Origin of the sequence: Hwanghaeella sp. LZ110 (assembly GCF_048892525.1) — a bacterium.
In the GTDB taxonomy this organism is placed as follows: Bacteria; Pseudomonadota; Alphaproteobacteria; order UBA8366; family Aestuariispiraceae; genus Pacificispira.
Genome location: NZ_JBLZHT010000008.1, coordinates 163,122 through 184,846, shown reverse-complemented (window position 1 = coordinate 184,846; position 21,725 = coordinate 163,122). Strand labels below are relative to the sequence as shown.

The 21,725-nt window shown below is 52.5% G+C and carries 19 protein-coding genes; 9 read left to right on the top strand and 10 right to left on the bottom strand.

The features are described 5' to 3' along the window. Positions 1-169: 169 nt before the first annotated feature. The 4 genes from ACOSDM_RS16295 to ACOSDM_RS16280 all read right to left on the bottom strand — a co-directional run bounded on the left by ACOSDM_RS16295 (position 170) and on the right by ACOSDM_RS16280 (position 5,637). A complete protein-coding gene (locus tag ACOSDM_RS16295) occupies positions 170-844 on the bottom strand; it encodes a recombinase family protein (RefSeq protein WP_420725614.1) in 675 nt (224 codons plus the stop codon). Between the two features lie 1,574 nt (positions 845-2,418). Continuing rightward, on the bottom strand, positions 2,419-3,396 hold the full coding sequence (locus ACOSDM_RS16290; RefSeq protein ID WP_420725613.1) for a tyrosine-type recombinase/integrase: 978 nt from the start codon (positions 3,394-3,396) through the stop codon (positions 2,419-2,421). Positions 3,397-3,835: 439 nt separating this feature from the next. Then, entirely contained in the window at positions 3,836-4,534 is a 699-nt protein-coding gene (locus tag ACOSDM_RS16285; RefSeq protein WP_420725612.1) for a hypothetical protein, read from the bottom strand. 203 nt (positions 4,535-4,737) lie between these two features. Beyond that, a complete protein-coding gene (locus tag ACOSDM_RS16280) occupies positions 4,738-5,637 on the bottom strand; it encodes a hypothetical protein (RefSeq protein ID WP_420725611.1) in 900 nt (299 codons plus the stop codon). Between the two features lie 430 nt (positions 5,638-6,067). On the opposite strand from ACOSDM_RS16280, the gene ACOSDM_RS16275 reads away from it, so the two are divergent. Together ACOSDM_RS16275 and mtgA are read left to right on the top strand one after the other, a co-directional pair. Further along, positions 6,068-6,814, top strand: a complete 747-nt coding sequence (locus ACOSDM_RS16275; RefSeq protein WP_420725610.1) for a cupin domain-containing protein — start codon at positions 6,068-6,070, stop codon at positions 6,812-6,814. Next, the gene (gene mtgA / locus ACOSDM_RS16270; RefSeq protein ID WP_420725609.1) at positions 6,815-7,480 is read left to right on the top strand and encodes a monofunctional biosynthetic peptidoglycan transglycosylase; all 666 of its coding nucleotides are present in this window, start codon (positions 6,815-6,817) and stop codon (positions 7,478-7,480) included. It begins immediately after the preceding gene. A gap of 136 nt (positions 7,481-7,616) precedes the next feature. Here mtgA and ACOSDM_RS16265 read toward each other — a convergent pair whose 3' ends face one another. Both ACOSDM_RS16265 and ACOSDM_RS16260 read right to left on the bottom strand, forming a co-directional pair. After that, the gene (locus tag ACOSDM_RS16265) at positions 7,617-8,222 is read right to left on the bottom strand and encodes a histidine phosphatase family protein (RefSeq protein ID WP_420725608.1); all 606 of its coding nucleotides are present in this window, start codon (positions 8,220-8,222) and stop codon (positions 7,617-7,619) included. Positions 8,223-8,335: 113 nt separating this feature from the next. Next, positions 8,336-9,997 (bottom strand): ATP-binding protein, encoded by a 1,662-nt coding sequence (locus ACOSDM_RS16260; RefSeq protein WP_420725607.1) that lies wholly within the window; start codon positions 9,995-9,997, stop codon positions 8,336-8,338. Between the two features lie 343 nt (positions 9,998-10,340). Here ACOSDM_RS16260 and ACOSDM_RS16255 point away from each other — a divergent pair, with 343 nt between their 5' ends. After that, positions 10,341-10,775: an acyl-CoA thioesterase gene (locus ACOSDM_RS16255; protein ID WP_420725606.1), complete on the top strand. Its 435-nt coding sequence runs from the start codon at positions 10,341-10,343 to the stop codon at positions 10,773-10,775. 15 nt (positions 10,776-10,790) lie between these two features. On the opposite strand, the gene ACOSDM_RS16250 is transcribed toward ACOSDM_RS16255, so the two are convergent. Together ACOSDM_RS16250 and ACOSDM_RS16245 are read right to left on the bottom strand one after the other, a co-directional pair. Beyond that, positions 10,791-12,584 carry an ATP-binding protein gene (locus tag ACOSDM_RS16250; RefSeq protein ID WP_420725605.1) on the bottom strand — a complete coding sequence of 598 codons (1,794 nt, stop codon included), beginning with the start codon at positions 12,582-12,584 and terminating at the stop codon, positions 10,791-10,793. Between the two features lie 39 nt (positions 12,585-12,623). Next, a complete protein-coding gene (locus tag ACOSDM_RS16245) occupies positions 12,624-13,553 on the bottom strand; it encodes a hypothetical protein (protein ID WP_420725604.1) in 930 nt (309 codons plus the stop codon). Between the two features lie 187 nt (positions 13,554-13,740). Here ACOSDM_RS16245 and ACOSDM_RS16240 point away from each other — a divergent pair, with 187 nt between their 5' ends. Then, complete coding sequence (locus ACOSDM_RS16240; RefSeq protein ID WP_420725603.1) at positions 13,741-14,550, top strand: DUF4197 domain-containing protein; 810 nt, start codon at positions 13,741-13,743, stop codon at positions 14,548-14,550. A gap of 47 nt (positions 14,551-14,597) precedes the next feature. Here the strand turns inward: ACOSDM_RS16240 and ACOSDM_RS16235 are convergent, their stop codons facing one another. After that, positions 14,598-15,221, bottom strand: a complete 624-nt coding sequence (locus tag ACOSDM_RS16235) for a flavin reductase family protein (RefSeq protein WP_420725602.1) — start codon at positions 15,219-15,221, stop codon at positions 14,598-14,600. Positions 15,222-15,265: 44 nt separating this feature from the next. Next, entirely contained in the window at positions 15,266-15,673 is a 408-nt protein-coding gene (locus ACOSDM_RS16230) for a hypothetical protein (RefSeq protein ID WP_420725601.1), read from the bottom strand. Positions 15,674-16,148: 475 nt separating this feature from the next. Between ACOSDM_RS16230 and ACOSDM_RS16225 the strand changes: the two genes are divergently transcribed. From ACOSDM_RS16225 to ACOSDM_RS16205, 5 genes are all read left to right on the top strand, one after another. After that, on the top strand, positions 16,149-17,165 hold the full coding sequence (locus ACOSDM_RS16225) for an amino acid ABC transporter substrate-binding protein (RefSeq protein ID WP_420725600.1): 1,017 nt from the start codon (positions 16,149-16,151) through the stop codon (positions 17,163-17,165). 185 nt (positions 17,166-17,350) lie between these two features. Then, positions 17,351-18,550 (top strand): amino acid ABC transporter permease, encoded by a 1,200-nt coding sequence (locus tag ACOSDM_RS16220; RefSeq protein WP_420725599.1) that lies wholly within the window; start codon positions 17,351-17,353, stop codon positions 18,548-18,550. A 9-nt stretch (positions 18,551-18,559) separates the two neighbouring features. Next, entirely contained in the window at positions 18,560-19,675 is a 1,116-nt protein-coding gene (locus tag ACOSDM_RS16215; RefSeq protein ID WP_420725598.1) for an amino acid ABC transporter permease, read from the top strand. A gap of 23 nt (positions 19,676-19,698) precedes the next feature. After that, the gene (locus tag ACOSDM_RS16210; protein WP_420725597.1) at positions 19,699-20,466 is read left to right on the top strand and encodes an amino acid ABC transporter ATP-binding protein; all 768 of its coding nucleotides are present in this window, start codon (positions 19,699-19,701) and stop codon (positions 20,464-20,466) included. Positions 20,467-20,633: 167 nt separating this feature from the next. Further along, on the top strand, positions 20,634-21,635 hold the full coding sequence (locus ACOSDM_RS16205; protein ID WP_420725596.1) for a ketopantoate reductase family protein: 1,002 nt from the start codon (positions 20,634-20,636) through the stop codon (positions 21,633-21,635). The last annotated feature ends 90 nt before the right edge of the window (positions 21,636-21,725 follow it).

The following is a 21,725-nucleotide window of genomic DNA, read 5'->3' as shown; positions in this document are numbered from 1 at the left end:
GCCGCCGCCCCGTATTAGTTGTTACATAACCAAACACCTTAATAGGGTTTCAATCATGAGAAGTATCTATCCTCAATAGGTTAATACGGGTAAGGGGTCCATGTGGGACCCTTTGAACAAAACACACCCCTAAGAAGGGTTCCGGGGGACCATTTTTTTATCCATACAGTTACTTTTGTTTTCGAAGGACAACGCGCCGGACCGATGTCGGGTGCCATTCACCTCCTTGCTGTGTTGTCACGCCACGAGCGTTCAATGCGTCTGCAATCGCTCGATATGTGATCGCACCAGTTGCTTGTATCTGTGAAATGACCGGCAGCACGTTCATGGCATGCTGCTTCGCTTTCAAGCGTCGTGCAGCACTTCCAGCTTCGCTCAGTCGTTTGCCGTCTCTCGTCCCCAGACGCACACCACGGGCTTTTGCAGCAGCCAGAGCAGCCTTTGTGCGTTCGGAGATCATGTGACGCTCTCGTTCTGCAACAAGGGCGTGGATGCCGAGCATGAACCGGTCCAGATGGGGTTGATCACAAACATGCAAGTCAATCCCTGCGCGCTTTACCATGTCATCGAATGTGAGCAAGAAAGTTGCGTTCCGACTGAGGCGGTCAAGTTTAGCGACAACAAGAGTCGCGCCGGTGCGACGACTGTCGCGAATTGCAGCATTCAATTCCGGCCGATCATCAATCTTGCCACTTTCGACTTCTACATATTCGCGGACGATCTGACTGTCTGTCTGCTCGGCATAAGCGGCAACAAGTTGCCGTTGTGCCTCAATGCCAAGACCGGTCCGCCCCTGTGTCTCAGTTGACACTCGAAGATAGGCGATAATTTGCTGTGTGGTCATGTTGCGACCCTCCATATCGGTTCAAAACGTTCGTCTTATTCCGATACAAACAGGATTTACGCGGACCTCAATAGAAACCTTGGTTTTTCAATAGGTTATCCAGGAATGCATGATTCCCTCAGATCGCGTGCCACAGAAAGTCTGTGACGGAAGGGGGGGGCCTATGCTCATGCGATTTCAAAGAGTGGATCGGGATGTACGGAATTTTGACCCGGTTCTGACCCAGAACACCTATTAAACTATTGAAAATAAATATAAAAAACTGAATCAAAGGCTAGGTTGGACCTTTGTTTTTTGATTCGTTTGATTTGGTAACACCTTTCAGGAATCGCAGAAAACCAGCGTTTCTTAGTTTATGAAATGGGTCAAAAACGGGTCATGACCTGCTTTCTGACCCGTTTGACCCGTTTTCTGACCCACTTTAGCCCGTTCTTTTTAAAAGTTCCTGTCTCACACTTGTCAAAATCATAAAAATGACTGGATTTCGAACCCCCACTTTTCAGATTTGAAGGCGGCAAACACAGTTTTAATTGGAGATATTTGATGAATTTACCACTTGCACGAGGCATTACGTTTCATACTATCGGTATGCGTTATTAAGTGTTACCAACCAAGCACTTGGATCGATATTCATGCAGTTTTCCTATGTCTTGGTGTTACTATCTGGGGGATTAAATGAAAGTTCGTGTATTTATTCTGGCTATTGCGGTTTCAGGCTGCAGCTATACGACAAATGTAGAAACCAAGTGCTACCGGGATGGTGAGCTCGCGTATGTACAAGAAATGACAGTTGCGTCTTCCGCTACCGGATTTGGATCTGCACAGAGTTCATCATCCATGAAAACCACCTATACGGCCGATTGGTATGACCCATCCAAGCCTGCTTTAGATTTAGCTTGCACTAGCAGTGCTGTAACTAATTAATATTTAATTATGTTGCCGGAAGTTGATAACTTCAGGCGGCGCTACGCGCCGGCGCGGACGCGGAGCGTCCGCACTCACTCAACGTTTATAATTGTTGGAAGTAAAATTATAGGATGCTTTTCCAGAAAAGCCTCTATCCCCCCGGCACATGACATAAAACTTTTCTGACTGATAATTTAATAGGGGCTGTCATGTGCCGGGGGGATGTAACGAAGTTCTTTTCCGTCAAAGGGGATTTGCACCTTACAGTTTTGAGTGCTGTAGCGTGGTGGCGTCCATTTACCACGCTTGCGGTGCCGACATCCTCGCTGTTTCCAGCGAACGCGGTTACAAGCTAAAGAGCTTGATCGACTGCCGAACGCAAAACCCTCTACGTTCGACAGACCAGCGCTCGTGCTTCGAGCGCTATCTTTTTGCAACTGAACTTAGGCCTTGTTGCGATCAACCCGGCTGTAGCTGCCTTATAGTGTCGGTCTAGAGTCCCGATATCACCAGAGGATTTTTTGGCTACTATGAATACTGTGGTTTCATCCACAGCAATGCCTGAGCGATCACAAATTTTCGACAAGACAAGTATCTTAAGTAGTTCTCTCGGTGAACGGCTTCAAGATCAGCTCCCAAAAATAATTACCCATTTCTGGGTACTCAAATCACTCAAGCAGCCTGACTACATCTTTAACATTTAAGTGCGTATAGCGCTGAACACTACGAACGTCACGGTGCCCACTTACCATCATAATTTGCGCTTGGTTAAACCCCTGTTTTGCAACATTCGTAATTCGCGTATGGCGCAACTGGTGCAGTCGAACATCATCATCCAATCCAACCTGCTTTCTAGCACGTCTAACAGCCGTAGAGACGCTATGAGCTTGAACGGGGTACACGAAATCATCTAGACTAGAACAGTGCTGTAGGGCGCTCTCAAGCAGCTCTACGGCCCTTGTTGTGAGCGGGACCGATCTGTCACCGGTCTTTCCATCGATAACAGAAAGAATTCGCTCATTAAGATCAATGTGACGCACCCTCAACCCCACTATTTCCCCGCGCCGCATCGCGGTCTCAAATGCGAGTTCGACGATACTAGCCATGACTGCTGAAAGAGCACCTATAAGCCGTTGAAGTTCGTCTTTGTCGACGACCCGACTGCGAGGCTTACTGGCCTTTGGCATTGGAACTTCATTGCAGGGTGAAGGATACAATTCTTTGTCTAGGATCAGTTCTCGATTCGCCCATCTATAAATTCTGTGGATAATCTGGAGTTCCTCTCGAACTGTTGTGGGCGCGACCATATCAAGCCGCATTAATCGATATTCATTGACATCCATTTTTGTGATTTTCCGAACGTCGCCTTGCAAGTGCAATGCAATACGCCGGATGCGTCCAAGTGTGATGAACCGGGACGGTTTGTTCTTCAAAATGGTATTGCAGTATCTCAGACCAAGCGGCGCGAAGATTAGGTCGTTTGGTTCGGGTCTGGATACACATGGAAGGCCCGGAAGTTTTTCAGTTCGAACCGCCCATGCCATCGCTTCGTCATAGCTAAAAAAAGTTTTGGACTGAGGCTTCTTACCCCGGTGACGGATTTGAACGTTGTACCGACCGGAACGCAATACACGGATACTTGCCATTCACTTCTCTCCCTTGTGAAAGGAGAGGCAAAGACTTGAAATGACTGATAAGCTACCTGCTTGACATCGCAGGGGTCGGAAGTTCAATCCTTCCCGCGCCCACCATCAAAACCCCCAGGAAAACCTGGGGGTTTTGTTTTGTTTGGGGCTGTTGTGGAATTCCAAATTGGAATGCCCTTTGCCAGATATTACCAAATACTTTCGACCGTTGCTAACGACACGTTCTCAGAAGCGTTTGCCGCGAAAGACAGAGTGACCACCGCGTCGCGTTTTGATTCGTAGTCACGAAAAACTCGGCAATTTCAACTAGATTAGCTAGACCGGATCCGCCTCGGCGAGCCGGTTCAGGCTCGTGCGACCATCCTTTGTCACGTATAGGATCAGATCACTCGTGTGGCCTCACCCCTCAAAATTCTACCTAAAAAATTCCAGACCTCGTCTAACTTTCGGGGAAAAGTCTTCCTTGTATAACACTTTCAATTTCTTCCATCTTGGGTTCAACCTGCTTTTCGAAGATATCCAGAGCCTCCAACAGGAAATCCTTTCTTGCCGCCGCATCTCCCAAGCGCACATCGGTCGTGCGGGCGGCCCAAGCTTTCCGAAGATAGCGCCTGATTTCTTCGAACTTCGTGCTGATCTCTGGGCTCAGAAAAATGCGGTTCTTTTGCAAATAGGTCTGAAATTCCAAATAATCTTCTTCGGCTTTTCGTAGACTTTTGTAGTCAAGAATACGATTGAATGCAGACATCCGATCCGGTGCTTTGGTGACCGCATCTTTCTCGCCACACTCCAAATCAAGCCCATTGAGCCAATCTGTGAAGTCTTCTTCCTCCATGTTGTTGATATCCGGCATCCGGCGGAATTCCATGAGAGCGCCTTGCAAGCTCGCTTTCGCATCGCTAAGCCGCGACCAGATTTCTGGGAAGACCTCATATTCCTTATCGTGTAAGCGCATCCGCTTTGCGGCGTGAAAAGAAATCGCGCTCTTCGCGTGTTCCAAATCCTTGGCGAATTGATGTTTGATCCAGTTCTGCCCAAGAATCTTGAAAACCCCATAGGCAATAACCGCACCGCCGCCTCCCGCGGCCAAGAACTGAGCGATCCAACCGAACTCTATTGTGGCGGCTTCTCCTGTCATTCGCTTAGTTACCTCTCATTCAGAAAATGCACCATCACAGTTGGGCCCCCTCACGACCGCATCCCCACGCCTCATCTATTTGCTCGGGCGATACGAGATATCGCCCCACACCTTTCTATATATTTTTGACGGATTCGTGCCCGTGTTATAGTTCGTATGACATGCCAGAACCTAGGGAACGGTCGTCTTCAAACCGTCGCCTATTACAGGGCGGTATCATAGTTCGCTTTTCTCGCGGTCTTATATACCGCGACTTGTTGAAGTGCATAGTCGTAGGCCAACAGTCCGTTCAGAGAGTCCATAAAGGATGCTTCCTTTATCCAGCCATGAGCGTGCAGATGGCGATATGCCTTATTTGGTTTCGAATCGACATTGGTCGGGTCGAAACTGTCAAATGCTTTTTCAAGGTGGTTCACGAACGCAACGGCACACATAGTCTCGGGCGAAATCGGCTGATCGAGATTGACCAGTGGGAAGTCCTGATTTTCAGACTTAACGATTCCCCCCAGTTCACGCCCCAATTTACCTCTTCGCGCACTAGCAGTGAGCTCGCTCTGCAACGCCTTCCACCATTCAGGATCGGAAAAAAGAACTTCCTCGCGGATCAGCGCTTCCAGTTCCGCATAGATGGACCGACAAACCGCCACGTAAGCGCCTTGGGTTTGGCAGGTCAGAAACTCCTTGTACCTGCTCTTCCGGGTGTCCGTGTCGAGACTATCTGGAAATCGTGCCCAAAGCCTTGCACGAATGCGCCGCCAATTGCTGCGAACATCATCGGAGGTGAAATCCGGCTCAAAGAGGTCGATATAAATCGGATGCAGAATCGTGCCGCTTCGTTCTACGGAAGCATAGCGACGGAACTGCGGTGTTTGGAACAACTCCCCCATTTGGCTCAAGATCTGCATCAGAGGTTCCATTACGCGGAAAATCGGCGCGATCCGAATATGAAGCTGTTCGGCGACTTCGAAGGTAGGCCGAAGCCTCTGGTGCATCTGGCTAGCGAATTTAGTATACGGACGGAACTGTTCTGCGAGTATTGCCGATTGCTTAGCAAATCCGCTCAATCCGTCCATTTGGGGATATGTCGAGAACCACTTCGCCATCAATGCTCCCCCGCCACAATTTCGAGCGTGGCTTTCAGAACCTGAAATCCGACTTTCGCGTTTTGCAACAATAATTTGTGGATCCGTGATAGTTTTGGACACGGGAGCGCTGCCTCTTGGTTGCCTGCATTTGCATCATACGGTTCGACTGACGCCTCACCAAACGTAGTGTCGCATACTAGATCATGTGGTGAACAATTAAAAGGTTACAATATAGCTGCTCCAAATTCATTAAAGAGTGCAAGTCTTTCCAACAACCAACTTCCTCGATAGTCATGGAGTACATTCGCAGTTCCTTAAGGTCACAAGTGACGAGAATCGAATAGTGTAGAAATTCGCTAGAATTTAGAGAAATCCAGGCATGGCTCTTTCCCCGTTCCGCCATTAGTATTGCGCCATACCATCCGTGCCTTTTGGGGAGCCATCGCACATGCCCATACTCTCTTTTCCACATGATCTGTCTGACTTCCCGGTGTTGCCGGAGATTCCGGCCTCTGTCATTGCCTCCGGGGCGCCGGTTCATCGGGGGGTGGATTTGTTGGAGGTGCCCGCACTGGGGCTGACCGCTGGGATTTGGGCGTGTACGGCCTGGACGGCGCAGATGGGGCCTTATTCGGTGGATGAGTTCATGATCGTGCTGGAAGGGGCGGTGACGATCCGCCTGGAGTCGGGGGCGGAGATTACGGTGTCGGCGGGGCAGAGTTTCTTCCTGCCCAAGGGGCTGGTCTGTGCCTGGCATCAGACGGGGAACATCAAGAAGGTCTATATGATCTTTGAACAGGGCGCAGCCGGGACCCTTGAGGAGGTGGGCCATGACGGATCGGGACTGGTGATTGATCCCGCCCTGCCGCTGGTGCCCTCTGTTGGGCCGGGGGCGGATATCCTGATCGGGGCGGCCCCCGAACAACAGGCTGTTGAGGTCTATGAGGATGCGACCGGGCAATTCATCGTGGGGCTGTGGCAGTCCACGCCCTATAACCGCAAGCCGGTGCGGTTTGAGCGGTATGAGCTGATGCATCTGCTGTCTGGATCGGTCACCCTGACGGAGACCGGACAGAAACCCCGGACCTTCACGACGGGCGAGACCTTTCTGGTGCCGCTGGGGGCGGAGGTTGATTGGGTCAGCACAGAAGATGTGCGCAAGATTTACTGTTCGGTCACACCGGCGGCCGGGTGAATGCGCATCACCCGTCGCAAAGTGCTGATCGGCATTCCAGCGGTCCTGATCGGGCTGCCGGTGCTGCTGATCCTGATCTATGGCGTGGTGCCGGTGCCAGTCACGCCACTGATGCTGATGCGCGACGCGCCGATGGATAAGGACTGGGTCTCTATTGAGGAGATCGCGCCTGCCCTGCAACGGGCGGTGATCGTGTCGGAGGACCAGCGTTTCTGCACCCATCGGGGCATAGACTGGACGGAAATGTCCAAGGTGCTGGACGAATTACAGGAAACCGGTGCGGCCAGCCGGGGGGCCAGCACGATTACCATGCAGGTGGTGAAAAACCTGTATCTGTGGCCCGCCCGCAGCCGCATTCGCAAAGTGATCGAAATCCCCCTGGCCGTGATGATGGATTTCCTGCTCAGCAAGCGGCGCATTCTGGAACTGTATCTGAATATCGCGGAATGGGGCGATGGGATTTATGGGGCGGAAGCGGCGGCCAGGCGGCATTTCAATGTCAGTGCCAAGGACCTGACCCGGAACCAGGCGGCGCGGCTGGTGGCTGTGCTGCCCAACCCGCTGGAGCGGAACCCGGCCAATCCCGATGCGTCGACACAGGCGCGTGCGGACAAGATTGCGGGCGATCTGTACCGCGCACCGGCGGAATTGTGGGGGTGCCTATAAGCATCATCCGGTAGGATGAGCTTTATAAATACTCCCAGCATCATGCGACCGCATGAGCTTAACGAATAATCCCAGCATCATCCGACAGGATGAGCTTAACAGCATCTTGTTTGAGCTCATGCGAGCGCATGATGCTCTAGCGCGTCTGGATCGTGCCGATCTGAACCACATCCCCTGACTCTTCAACGCGCAGAAATATCAACTCGCCCGATTGCGGATAGTGGCCGGTCAGGGCGGTGATGTTTACCTGATGCGTCACCAGAACGGTCGGCTGGGTCAGCGGTGCCTCGCGCAGCCATTCCCGCAATGCCTGGGTCTGGGGTCCCTGCATCCCCCTGTTCTGAAAGAAGGAATTCAGCGCTGGCATTTCCTGTACCGCCCCCAAGGACAGGCCCCGTGCGGTTTCCAGACAGCGGCACCATTGGCTGGAATAAACCTGTGCTGATTGGATGCCATTGTCCCGAAACAGGGTGCCGATGCGGTCTGACTGCTGATGGCCTTCCTGGGACAGCACCCGTTGTGTGCTGCAATCATTCACATCGAAAGTGTCCGGATCACCGGTACCAGGCGCAATCGCATGGCGGATCAGCACCACATGCCCGCCCGATTGCAGGGACTGCCACAGATTCTGAGTATCCGATGCATAAGTCGGTGGTGCCAGCATCACGACGCCCAGCAGCACAGCGGCCACAGCGGTGACGATGGTCGAGCGGTAAAACCCGACACTGGAAAAATCAGACATACAAATCCCTTTCACACGGCAAGCCAGAATAACGACCCTTCTTTCATGCTACGTCGGGGACGGTTATTCAGATTGCATCCTTTGGCAGGGATGGCGCGATCTGTCAGGTCAGATCAGGTGACAATGCGACTGGGGGGGATGGTTAGGGTCACGCGAGTCCATTGGCCGACAACACTGTCGATATTCAGGCTGCCGCCATGCACTTCCATCAGTTTCTTGGCAATCGGAAGGCCCAGGCCCGCCCCTTCAAAAGTCACCTCTGCGGTGGGGCGTATCTGAATAAAGGGTTCCAGAATACGCTCCAGATCCTCTGATGGAATTCCGGGGCCGTGATCCAGAACGCAAAACGCGACACCGCCCTGTTCCGGGACATGGGCTGTGATTGAAATTGTCGTGTTCGGATGGGTGTATTTTATCGCATTCTGAATCGTATTCACCAGCACCTGACGCATCAAACGGGCATCTACAGAGATATTCGGCAATGCCTCTGGCACTGTCACCTCCAGCTTCACCGCCTTTTTATCCATAGGGTCAGAGATCAGACGCAGGGCTGATTTAACCAGATAATCTGGCGCGATCACCGTTTCATTCAATTCCAAATCACCCGATTCAATTCGGGTGATGTCCAGAATATCACTCAACACCTCCATCAGATGGTTGGATGAGTTATAGATATCCATGGCATAGGCCTTGTAGCGCTCGTTCCCAATCTTGCCCATCAGTTCATGGGACATGATCTCAGAAAACCCGATGATCGCGTTCAAAGGGGTCCGCAATTCGTGGCTCATATTTGCCAGGAACAAGCTTTTTGCCCGATTGGCCTGTTCAGCCTGCATGCGCGCCCATTCCGCATCATTGCGCGACAATTCCAGTTCCTGTGCCGATTCAACCATCGCAACTTCAAACCGGACCGTGCCCAGAATGACGGCACATCCAATGCAAAACACAAAAACGGATGCCGCCACGATATACCAGACTTTTGAAGAAACCCGCGGCCAACCGCCCTTTGGGGCGGCAATGATTACCCATTTTCCGCCAGGCACGTAGACATCCACATCAATGGGCGCTTTTGGCATACCCTCCATGGTTCCCCAGAATGGAGGACCCGACATTCCTTTCGCATCACTGCCGACCAAGGCGATATCATAGATTTGTGAGTAACTGGATATCTGGATGGCTTCCAGAAAGCGTTGATAATCAATAACCAGCGAGGCTATTCCCCAAAGGTCCGGCTTCCCTTGACTATTGTCGCGATAGATCGGATAGCGCGTGATCAATCCCATTCCGCCTTGCGCAAGTTCCAAAGGGCCCGCCAGCGTTATCTTATTCTGTTCGATGCTTTGCTGAACAGCCGGCCATTGGATTCTATCTTTCCGATAATCCAACCCCAGGGCCGCTTCATTACCCGCGGTCGGATAAATATGCGAAACAACCAGGTCTTTAGCCAAAGCTATATTGCGTATCAGCCCTTCATCTTTGCCGATTAAGAAACTCGCTACGCTGGAAAAACTGTCTTGAGACACATCCGGGCTGTCAACGACATAGCCCACGAGCCCTTGTACACGCTGAGTGTTGTTATTCAGCACACCTTCAATAGAAATCCTTAGGCTGCCCATTTCTTTCTGCGCCTCGACACGCATCTGCAACAGCGCGTCCTGAAGGATCATACGCTCAACAAGGACGCCCAGTGCCGAACAAATGATCAGCAACAACGCGAACCGGACGGCGGCTTTCCGCAATATCAGAACGTGTTGTGATTTACCTGCTTCTGACACCAGAATTCTCCAATTCACATCCGGACAATCGCTCTGAACGCCGTTTCAATTGCGGTTCTGACGCACCCGCCTTACCGCCATACAAATCTCCCAACAGCCAGTACTTGGCCTGAGATTCCCCTTTGGTTTCCCACTATAGCCAGTTTGGCGCCTTATGGTATTTTGATTTCCGGCACCAAGGTTTTTTCGTCTTATGGCTGAATTACAATTCACAGGTGCGTTAGGGTGGCAGGCCGATCTAAATCCATAGTCGCATCGCCAGGGGGCATGGCCCTACCTGCTGAACTTTGCTAAGACAAGTCCAGAAATCACATCCATCGATCCAAAACCGGAGGAATCCTTTATGAGCAGTTGGACCGAAACATTCCGTGGTGCCGTTCTGGCATCTGAGTATGACCCGGAATCATCGATGAATTCGCGTCTGTATATCGAACGGTTCGATCAGGCGACATGGTTCCTGTTGCATGGGATCGGGGTCTCTCCGCGTTCAATCAAGAAAGCAGGCCGACGTATCGCCGTTGTGCGTCAGAACTTTCAGTATATCCGGGAACTGCGCGGGGGGGAGTTGGTCCGCGTCGAAAGCGGTTTTATTGCCGTGGGTCGCAAACATTTGCGGCTGTTGCATCGCATGTTCGATGTGGAATCAGGCGCTCTGATCGCAACCTCTGACGTAACCGCGGTTCAAGCCAGCCTGGAAACCGGTACCACCGTTACCCTGCCGGAGGATCAGGCGAAAAGCGCAGAGGCATTGACCATTACGGATGCCAAAATAGACTGACAGAAACATCTTGTTTCAGGCTGATGCAGCGACGCATTCCGGGGGAAGGAATACTGTGACGATGGTGCCTTGCCCCGGCGTCGACTGAATCGTGAGCGTTCCTCCATGCTGTTCTACCAGCATTTTCGACAGCGGCAGGCCGAGCCCGGCCCCCTCATAGTCCCGCGCAAGATGGGTCGATATCTGTCCAAACGGGCTTAACGCCAGGGGTATCTGTTCTTCTGATAGGCCAATTCCCGTGTCACGGATCACAATTTCCACACCGCCCGCAGGACCTGTATGCGCGTCAATAACAACAGATCCGCGTGATGGTGTGAATTTAACGGCATTCGTCACAAGATGTGAAATGATCTGGCGAAACTTCACCTCATCCACCCAAAGATCAGGCAGGTCCTCTGCCAGAGATAAAGAAACATTGATCTGCCCGTCACCTGCCATCGATCGAATTTTTTCAACTGCCATGGTCAAGATTACGGTGATATCCACAACAGAACGCGCAACGTCATCGCCTCGTCTGTCGACACGCGAAAAGGCAATGATATCATTCACCATTTCCAGCAAACGCTGGCCGCCATCATGAATGTAACGACCATATTCGACGTATTCGGGCGAATTGATGGGTCCTTGAGTCTGATCCCGGATCATCCCGGAAAATCCGATTACCGTGTTTAACGGGGTGCGCAATTCATGCGTGACCCGGGTCAGAAAATCTGATTTCGCTTCAACAGCTTCCTCCGCGGCACGCAAGGCCCTGACCTCGGCCTGCCGCGCCTTGTTTAAGGCAATGCTCATTTCATTAAACCGTTTGGTAAGCGCCCTTACTTCCACCGGAACAATGCCGCCTGGAACAGAAACAGAAACATCGGCGTCGCCATCCGCAACGCGATCCGCAGCCTTTGAAACAGCTTTAATCGGGCCGGCGATAAAGCCACCAATGGCAAACCCCAGTAAAGTGGATAAACCAACACCAAAGGCGACGATGAAATAGGCCGACTTTTGCACTTCATCGGCCTTGGCCTGCAATTCACGATACGGCTGAGGTATCATCACCCCCCATCCCGTAGCGGGAACGGTTGTGAAACCCGCAATCATATCCTCCTTTGCGGCGGGTGAGAAAAACTTGGAGACCCCGGTTTCCCCTTTGATCATTCGAGCAACTGGGTCGACGGCAGACAGGTCTTTCAAGTCCCTTTCCCAATCCGCACGGGGATGACCTACGACACGACCGATGGCATCGACGATAGCCGCATGCCCTCCCTCGCCGAACGCCACAGCACGCTGGGTTGTTCGCAAGAATTCCGTGCTCAACTCCCCCAGCGCCAGCACATTGGGTTCTATCATCTTCAACAGATAAATTGCCGGCTTGCCGGATGGATTCAGCATCACATTGGTGAAAACCAGTTTGCCAAGACCATATTCCGCCACTTCAATGAACCGATCCAAAGGCGGTAGAACAATACTTTCCATGCTGTAAGTGGCCGATGGCGTAACGGAAACCACGCGCTTCGTGTCAGTTTCGATCAAGCAGATATGCCGAAAACTGAGCGATGCCAACAATGTTCCCAAATGTTGGGACCCGCGCAATTCCGGATCAGTTTCAACGACATGGGAAAACACCGCCGACACATCCTGGGCGTACCGCTCCAGGGCAAGACTGAGATTCCGGGCGAGCAACAGGTGCCTGTCCCGAACTTCCTCAATCTCCCGGTCCAATGCCGCTGAACGCACCCAAACGGCCCAGACCGATAAGGGAACAATCGACGCAACCATGAAGGCCAAGGCCAGGATCACTCTGAGACCCAGTTTCACATATGCTCCCTTATCGCATCTGGTATCTGCGTACCATTGCTATGATGTCTTGTCGTCGCTGTTGGCTTTACTTGTTTTTTCCGCCGGGGGGCTGGTTTTCGGAGTTGATTTGGACGCGGCGCCCTTTGCCGTTGTGTCGGGCTTACTCGCCGGGGTGTCGCTGGCATTCTGATTCTGGTCGGACTTAGAGTCCGGTTTGGTTACTGCATCATCAGAACTGGACTGGCGACCCCGCATCGCTAAATACGCGACCCCGACCAAAGACAATGCCACCAGAATTGACAGCCAGAACCGTTGCCGCGCCAGGGCATCGCGCTCCATTTGAACCTGGGCCAGCATGTCATCGCTGGATTTCTGGTCCGCCTGCGCGGTCTCCAGCGCCGCCGTGGCTTCCGCGGCCTTTGCCTCCAGTGCTTTGTTTGATTGGGTCAAGGCTTCGACATCTGCCTTCAAATCTGAAACAGCCTGGGCATTGGACTTTCCGGCATCGACCTGGGCGGTCAGATCCTCAATCACCGTACGTGACTCCGCCAAATCCTTTTGCGCTGTGTCTAACGTGCCCGACGCTGCGATCAGATTATTCTGCAATTCATCAATCAGGGCAGCATTCTGTTTCCCTTCGGCTTTCGCCGCCTTCAGTTCATTCTGTGACGCTTCCACTTGCGCCTGTAATGACTGAATTTGCTCTGATTTCTCTTGTAACTGCTTGGCCATTGCGCCGATGGTCTCATTCAAACCACTCATCTGCTCGCCAAGTTTGTTGAGAATAGGAAGTCCCCCGGGGGGAGCGGTCTCAACAGAAGGCAGCGTTGAGCCGGTTTCCCCGACTTCAGCCGTCCCATTTGTCTGAGACCATGCCATCGAAATGGGCGCCGCAACCAGACCAAGCGCCACCAGGGGGCCCACACATATGTGCTTAATTCCGCCCTGATACCGCAGGCCATCCGTGATCTTGCTGTAAAATGACATCACCAGAGTCCCCCTAAAATATAAGTTGTTCGCAGTCTAACCTGTTAAAGCGGCGGGGTCACCTATCGCGTGGGGACGATGCCAGGTAAGAGCAGAAACCGCTCAAATTAGTTCTCTTTCAGGGGCACATAGATTAGGCTGATGCAACAGCAATCACTGTCTTTTGTTCTGAAAGGGTTCGCCAACAATGCGCTTTACCTCCTTGGCTTCTTCGCCCAAATCAAGCTGCTCCCTACCAGGTGTTTTCCTATTCTGCGGCCCATTTCTGGTGATTGGCTTATTGGTTTTGTCATCGGCGTCTACGGCTCAGGCAACCGGCCTTTTGGACAGTGCGAAATCATTGCTGAACCAGAACCTGAATTCCTCTCAGTCCACTGCGCCCGACGTATCCGGGCTCAGCAGTGCCGACATCACCAAGGGGTTGAAAGAAGCTCTGCGCATCGGCAGCGAGCGGGTCGTCGATACGCTGGGGGTAAAAGACGGGTTCAACACCGACCCTGTCGTGCATATCCCCCTGCCGGATCAGCTAAAGACAGTACAATCCATGTTGTCCAAGGTTGGCCTGGGCAGTCTGGGTGAGGAAGTTGAGTTAAAGATGAACCGCGCCGCAGAAAGCGCGATGGAAGACAGTGGCGAGATTGTCATCAACGCTATTCAAGCCATGAGTGTGGACGATGCCAAAGGCATTCTACAGGGTCCCGATGACGCCGCGACACAATATCTGGCACGCGTGTCAGGCGACGACATCAAGGCGAAAATCCGCCCCATCGTCGACCAGGCGCTGACAGAGGTTGGCGCGGTAGAGGCTCTGGATAAAATGATGGCCAGCTACAAGAAAATGCCCTTTGTTCCAGATGTGAAGGGTGATCTGACAACCCACGCAACCGAAAAAGCCTATGAAGGGTTGTTTCATTATGTTGCGCAGGAAGAAGCCGCCATTCGCGAAAATCCGGCAAAACGAACCACAGAACTGCTGCAAAAGGTGTTTTCGAAATAGCGCATCAGGCTCTTGGCGGATGCTACAGCATGCTGCGCAGCATTACTCTAAAGTGGCCAGCTTGGCCGATCCATGGAAAAAGTTTCTGTGATCCGCGCATAGTCGCGATAGCCTAACCGCGCAATGGGATCGACTCTTCTGATATCGACAATGCCGTCCACCAGAACAGCGTCGTCGATATGAAGGCCTATCACCTCCCCAAAGATAATGGTGTTGGACCCATTTTCCTGGGTCGAAGGAAGGTCGACGACTTTCACCAATTTGCATTCCAGCTGAATTGGGCTTTCCCGAACGCGTGGCGGCGCCACCAGAAGGGACGGCACCGGGGTCAGTCCGGCCAGTTCAAATTCATCAACCCCGTGCGGTGCAGAAACCGCCGATATGTTTACCGCCTCCCGCAAGGGCCAGGTCGCAATATTGTGAACGAACTCACCTGTCTCCAGAATATTTCTGACGGAATCCTTTGGGCCGTCATGCTGAGTATGGGGACCCGTAGACGAGAACATGACCTGTGGCGGGAAGTATGAAACACCATTAAAGAAAGAATACGGTGCCAGATTGACGTTACCGTCCTTATCCATACTGGAAATCCAGCCTATTGGACGCGGGACAATCAGACCATTGAAAGGGTTATGCGGCAGGCCGTGCGGTTCGCTGGCTTTGTAAAACATACCACTCCTTATGGACGGAAAACGGATCCTGAAACGCGCCCTGCCTAAAGGTCCGGATTGTTTCGCATTGCCAGGATCTGATCGCACATATTCAGGTTCAGCTTGATCATCTTATCCAGCAATTCGGGTTCCCGCGCGCCGCCATCGGCCATCGCAACTGTGACCTTCGTCATAAAATCGCTGATTTTCGACAATAATCCGGCCGTTTCAGTGGTCACATCTTCTGAAAAATGGCGGGGCAGAAAGTTGGAGATAAACCGCCACAGGAAGAGATTGGTTTCCAGAATGCTTTGCCAGGCCTCCCCGGAAACATTGTTCAGTTTCGCGGCCTCAATCTGTTCCGCCATGTCCAGGAACGGAAGCGCCATATCATCGATCAGCTCTTCACGAGACCGCCCCTCCAACATCGCTGAATCAATTCGAATACCCGCATTGCTGTTTGACTCGCCCATACTCAGCCCCCTGTGCGTCGCAAATTTCTTCCCAGTATAGATTCCGGGCGCGCTCAATTCCAGATCGCGCATGGATAATGTCGCATAATGCGGTCGGTTGCGTCTATTTAAATAGTAACCTGCACATTAAACGTGTATGCGTTTCTGTGCATTTATCCGTCTATACCAAAATGTTAATGTGGCCTGAGAATTCCAAAAGCGACCAATGCTGCAATTTTTTGGACATTCAACACTAGTTGTGTGAGTATGGGATTAAGGATGGGTAAGAAATCCAACAATAAACACCGCTGATGATTAAAAAAATGTGCACCGCAAGATTTCGGTTTGCAAAACGTCATCAGATTTGGAATATTTTCTTACCTAACCAGAATAGAGCTGCGATAGCAGCCGTTTGGGAGCATTAAAAAGGGCCTGAGCAAGCTGCTTGACCAGTTATGAAACTGGCAACAACCGAAAGAATAGGGGACAATACCACATGAAACTCAAATCAATCCTGGTCGCAGGCGCGGCTTTGGCAATGACGGCTACCGTCGCCAATGCAGCCACGCTTGAAGACGTTAAAGCAAGTGGCGAACTGAATTGCATCGTCACCACCGGCCTCGTCGGCTTTGCATACACGGATGCCAACGGACGCTGGAACGGCTTTGACGTCGATTTCTGTCGTGCCACTGCGGCAGCCGTGCTGGGCGATGGCGAGAAAGTGAAATTCGTCCCGACCACGGGTAAAACCCGCTTTACCGCCCTGAACTCTGGCGAAGGCGACATCCTGTATCGGAACACAACGGTCACGATGAGCCGTGACGCCGACCTGAAACTCACCTTCCTGGGCGTCAACTACTATGACGGTCAGGGTTTCATGGTGAACAAGGCTTTGGGTGTTACCTCTGCGAAAGAACTCAATGGCGCATCGGTCTGCATCCAGACCGGGACGACAACGGAATTGAACCTGGCCGATTACTTCCGTGCTCAGGGCATGTCCTATGAGCCGGTTCCGATCGAAACCAACGAAGAAGCCCGGACCAACTATCTGAGCGGTCGTTGCGATGTGTACACCACGGATGCGTCCGGTCTTGCGGCAACCCGTGCGACCTTTGAAGCACCCAAGGATCATATCCTGCTGCCAGAAATCATCTCCAAAGAGCCTTTGGGCCCGGCCGTGCGTCAGGGTGATGATGCCTGGGCGGACACGACCCGTTGGGTTTTGAACGCACTGATCGAAGCCGAAGAATATGGCATCACCGCAGCAAATGCTGATGAAATGGCCGCCAATCCGCCAAACCCAAGCGTTGCCCGTATCCTGGGCGCCGAAGGTAACTACGGCGAAATGATTGGTCTCGACAATCAATGGGCCCTGCGCGCGATCAAAGCCGTGGGTAACTATGGTGAGATCTTCGACCGCAACATCGGTCCGAACACTGAAATCGGTCTGGAGCGTGGGTTGAACGCTCTCTGGAGCCAAGGCGGCATTCTTTACGCACCGCCAATCCGCTAAAGACTGAATGAGTATCCGAGGCGGTTCCGAAAGGTGCCGCCTCGGTTCTTTCAGCCCTATGTTCCTTTACAAGCTTGGCTCCCGTTTTGTGCTGACCGGCAATAGGTCATCGTAACCGGACGGTATTTGCCATTCACACCCTTTGACGAGGCCCCAGTTACGGCAAACCTCGAGGGAGACTCTTGATGTCTGTAGCATCTGACACTGATTCCACACCGCAGCGTGGCGGAATAATGCGATTGTGGTACGATAGCGAAGCACGACAAGTCATCATTCAGATCTTCACGATCGCCGTTCTTTTCGCACTGGTCTTTTACCTTATTCGCAATGCCATCATTAATCTGGACGCGATTGGTAAAACGCTGGGCTTCGAGTTCCTTCTCCAGCCCGCCAATTACGACATCAATCAATCTTTTCTGGAATATGACTCGCGCAGTACGAACCTGAAAGCTGCTGTCGTCGGCTTGCTGAACACATTCCTTGTCGCCGGGTTGGGTATCCTCATCGCAACGGTTGTCGGCTTCATTATGGGTGTTCTGCGATTGAGCAAGAACTTCCTGATGAACCGTCTGGTCTATTGCTATGTCGAAGCATTGCGCAATGTTCCGGTTCTGCTGTGGATCCTGTTGATGCACGGCTTTATCGTGATCAATATGCCTGGTCCTAGGCAGGCGCTTGGTCTGGGCGAGTCCTTCTTCTTCTCAAATCGTGGCATCAATATGCCAAGCCCGGTTCCACATCCGCTGTTCTGGGCGACGGCAATTACCTTTATTCTGGGAATAATTGGCGCGATTATCTTCAAGCGTTATGCCAAAAAAATACAGGATGAAACGGGTAAGATTTTACCAGTCCTGTATGTTTCCCTGGGTCTGATCGTTGTGCTGCCCGTGATCGTTTACTTTATCACCGGTGCACCCCTGGACTGGGACACGCCTGTTATGAAGGGGTTCAACTTCCAGGGCGGCTATGTCGTCAAACCGGAACTGATTGCCCTGACATTGGCTTTGGCGCTTTATACCTCCGCCTTTATCGCGGAAACGGTTCGGGCCGGCATTCTGGCCGTGAATTATGGTCAGACGGAAGCCGCGGGCGCCTTGGGACTTCGCAATAACCGGACCCTGCAACTGGTGGTCATTCCCCAGGCGATGCGCGTTATTGTTCCGCCTTTGACCAGCCAATATCTGAACCTGACCAAGAACTCATCCCTGGCCATTGCCATTGGATATATGGACATCACTGCCACGCTGGGGGGCATCACATTGAACCAGACCGGGCGGGAAATGGAATGCATGGTCCTGGTCATGGCGATCTATCTGTGCATCTCGCTGGCGGTGTCAGGCTTTATGAACTGGTATAACAACCGAATTAAACTGATAGAGCGATAGGAGGCTGAGATGAGCGACGCAAAAAGCTACGAGCCAGGTCAACATCCCAGCCTTGCGCCCCCGAAGAACCTTGTCGGCTGGCAACGCTGGATTTGGGATAACCTGTTTGGAACCGTCACCAATACGGTACTGACCCTGCTGTCAGTATATCTGCTGTATCTGATCGTGCCGGGCATACTGGACTATTTCATTTTCGATGCCGTTGTTAACGCCAGTTCACGGGCAGAATGCGCAGAACTCGGAAAAGGGGCCTGCTGGGCCTTTATCGGGGACCGGTTCCAGGTTTTCATCTATGGGTTCTATCCAAATGAATTGCGCTGGCGCCCCAATCTGACTTTTGTCCTGTTGTTCGTTGCCTTGGCGCCGGTGCTGTATGACAACATCCCGTTCCGTAAATATGGCCTGATGTTCTCTCTCGCCTTCCCAATCATCGCGGGGGTTCTGATGGTGGGTGGCGTGTTTGGCCTGGAACCTGTTGACACCCGGTTGTTTGGCGGCGTGTTGCTGACGATCGTGATCGGCGTCACCGGCATTACCTTCTCGCTTCCATTGGGCATCCTTCTCGCTCTGGGTCGGTATTCCAACCTGCCCGCGATCAAGATCGTCTGTACCGTCTTTATCGAATTCATCCGGGGGGTTCCCCTGATTACCTTGCTGTTTGTCGCTTCGACGATGTTGAGCTATTTCCTGCCGCCGGGGACGACCTTTGATCTTCTGCTGCGGGTTCTGATCATGGTGACCCTGTTTGCCTCTGCCTATATGGCGGAAGTTATCCGGGGGGGGCTGCAATCCCTGCCCAAGGGCCAGTTCGAAGCCGCCGACGCCATGGGTCTGAAATATTGGCAGACGATGCGACTGATCGTTCTGCCGCAAGCCTTAAAGATATCAATTCCAGGTATCGTGAACACCTTTATCGGCCTGTACAAAGATACGACATTGGTGATCGTGATCGGGATGCTGGACGTTCTTGGCGTTGCAAAATCCGCGGTGTCTGACCCGGTCTGGAATGGGCTTTCCGTAGAAATCTACGTTTTCGTGGCAGGATTCTTCTTCATCTGCTGCTTTGGTATGTCCAGGTATTCCATGTATCTGGAGAAAAAACTGCACACAGGCCACAAACGCTAATCGCGCGACGAGAGGATACTGACATGGCAGAGGTTGCCACAAGTAAGGTTGAAAATGAAAACGCCATTGAAGTGCGGCAAATGCACAAATGGTATGGTGAATTTCACGTTCTCAAGAACATCAATCTGACCGTTAAACGGGGCGAGCGGATCGTAATCTGTGGCCCATCCGGGTCTGGTAAATCAACAATGATCCGCTGTATGAACCGGCTGGAGGAACATCAGCAAGGTCATATCCTGGTAGATGGCATCGAACTGACGAACGATTTGAAGAATATTGATGCGATCCGCCGTGAAGTCGGTATGGTGTTCCAGCACTTCAATCTGTTTCCGCATCTGACGGTCCTTGAGAACTGCACGTTGGCGCCGATCTGGGTTCGCAAGACACCCAAGCGCGAAGCAGAAGAAATCGCCATGAAATTCCTGGAACGGGTCAAAATCCCGGAACAGGCATTAAAATATCCGGGTCAGTTGTCCGGTGGTCAGCAACAGCGCGTTGCCATTGCCCGATCCCTGTGCATGAACCCGCGTATCATGCTGTTTGATGAGCCGACATCTGCCCTGGACCCGGAAATGATTTCCGAAGTGCTGGATACGATGATCGACCTTGCCTCAACCGGCATGACAATGCTGTGTGTGACCCATGAAATGGGCTTTGCACGCAAAGTCGCCGACCGTGTAATCTTTATGGATGGCGGGGAAATCATCGAGGAAAACAAACCTGAGGAATTCTTCACCAATCCACAAAACGAGCGCACGAAACTGTTCCTGAGCCAGATACTGGGACATTAAACCCGGCGAAAAAATTGCCTGAGTTTAGGGAGATATCAGACTAAAGAGGGGATGGTCGCCACCCAATCGCAGTGGCACCTCATCAGCAAACGGGCGTCAGTGGCAATCCTCTGACGCCCGTTTCCTATCGCGCTACAGTGCGGTGAAGAACCGATAAAGGGTACGAAATGAAGATTGCGATTGTTGGGGCGGGTGCTATCGGGGGCATGATCACGGCACTATTGGCCAGGATTGGGGCGGACCCTCTGTTAATCGCGCGCGGTTCGACTTTGGCTGCGATCCGCCAATATGGCCTGACCTTTGAAGATGCCACATTCCAGGACGCTGCAAGCGGTTTCACCTGTCACCCCAGAGTCACGGATGCGCCACAGGTTGAGGACCCACAGGACCTGATCATTATTGCCGTCAAGGCCCACCAGATTAAAAGCGCCCTGCCCATGATTACCCCGTTGATGGGTCCCGGCACCCATATTCTAACCGCCATCAATGGCCTGCCCTGGTGGTTCTTCCAAGGCGCGGACGGTCCCCACAAGAATCACATCCTGAAACATGTGGATCCGGATGGCACCCTGTCACGGCAGTTCGATCCGTCCAGAATTATTGGATGTGCCGTCTATCTGGCTTCAGAAGTCATCGCCCCCTACACGATCAAAAGTTCAGGGGCGAACAGACTGGTCATCGGCGCCATCACACAACCGCCCCCTGCCATCCTGTCAGAAATCGCACCCGTCATGGAAGCGGCGGGACTGACATGCACCGTGTCGGAAGCAATCCGCGCCGACGTGTTGAACAAGCTGATGGGGAATTTGTGGGCGAACCCGCTTTCTGTCGTGACCGGCGGAACACTTGATATCATGACCCATGATCCACAGATTTCCGGGATCGGGCGGCGTATGATGGAAGAGTTCTCAGACCTGTGTGCCGCGTTGAAGGTTTCCCTGTCCGTCACCATCGATCAGCGGTTCCAGGGGGGCCTGAAACTGGGGGCATTCCGGACCTCCATGCTGCAAGATTATGACCGTGGACGCGCCATAGAACTGGATGCGATCCTGGGCGCGGCGATAGAAGTCGCCGACCTGCTGAAGACGCCGTGTGATACAATGCGCATGGTCTATGCCCTGACCCGAATGCGGGCAGAAGCGACAGGCTGTTATCAAAAGCCCGTATAGGGTAAATCGGGGCGTTCGTCCTGTGGTCCGTCTTTACCTTAATCGCAATTTGCTAGAGTATCGCTTTGCCGCTCATGCGAACGCATGATG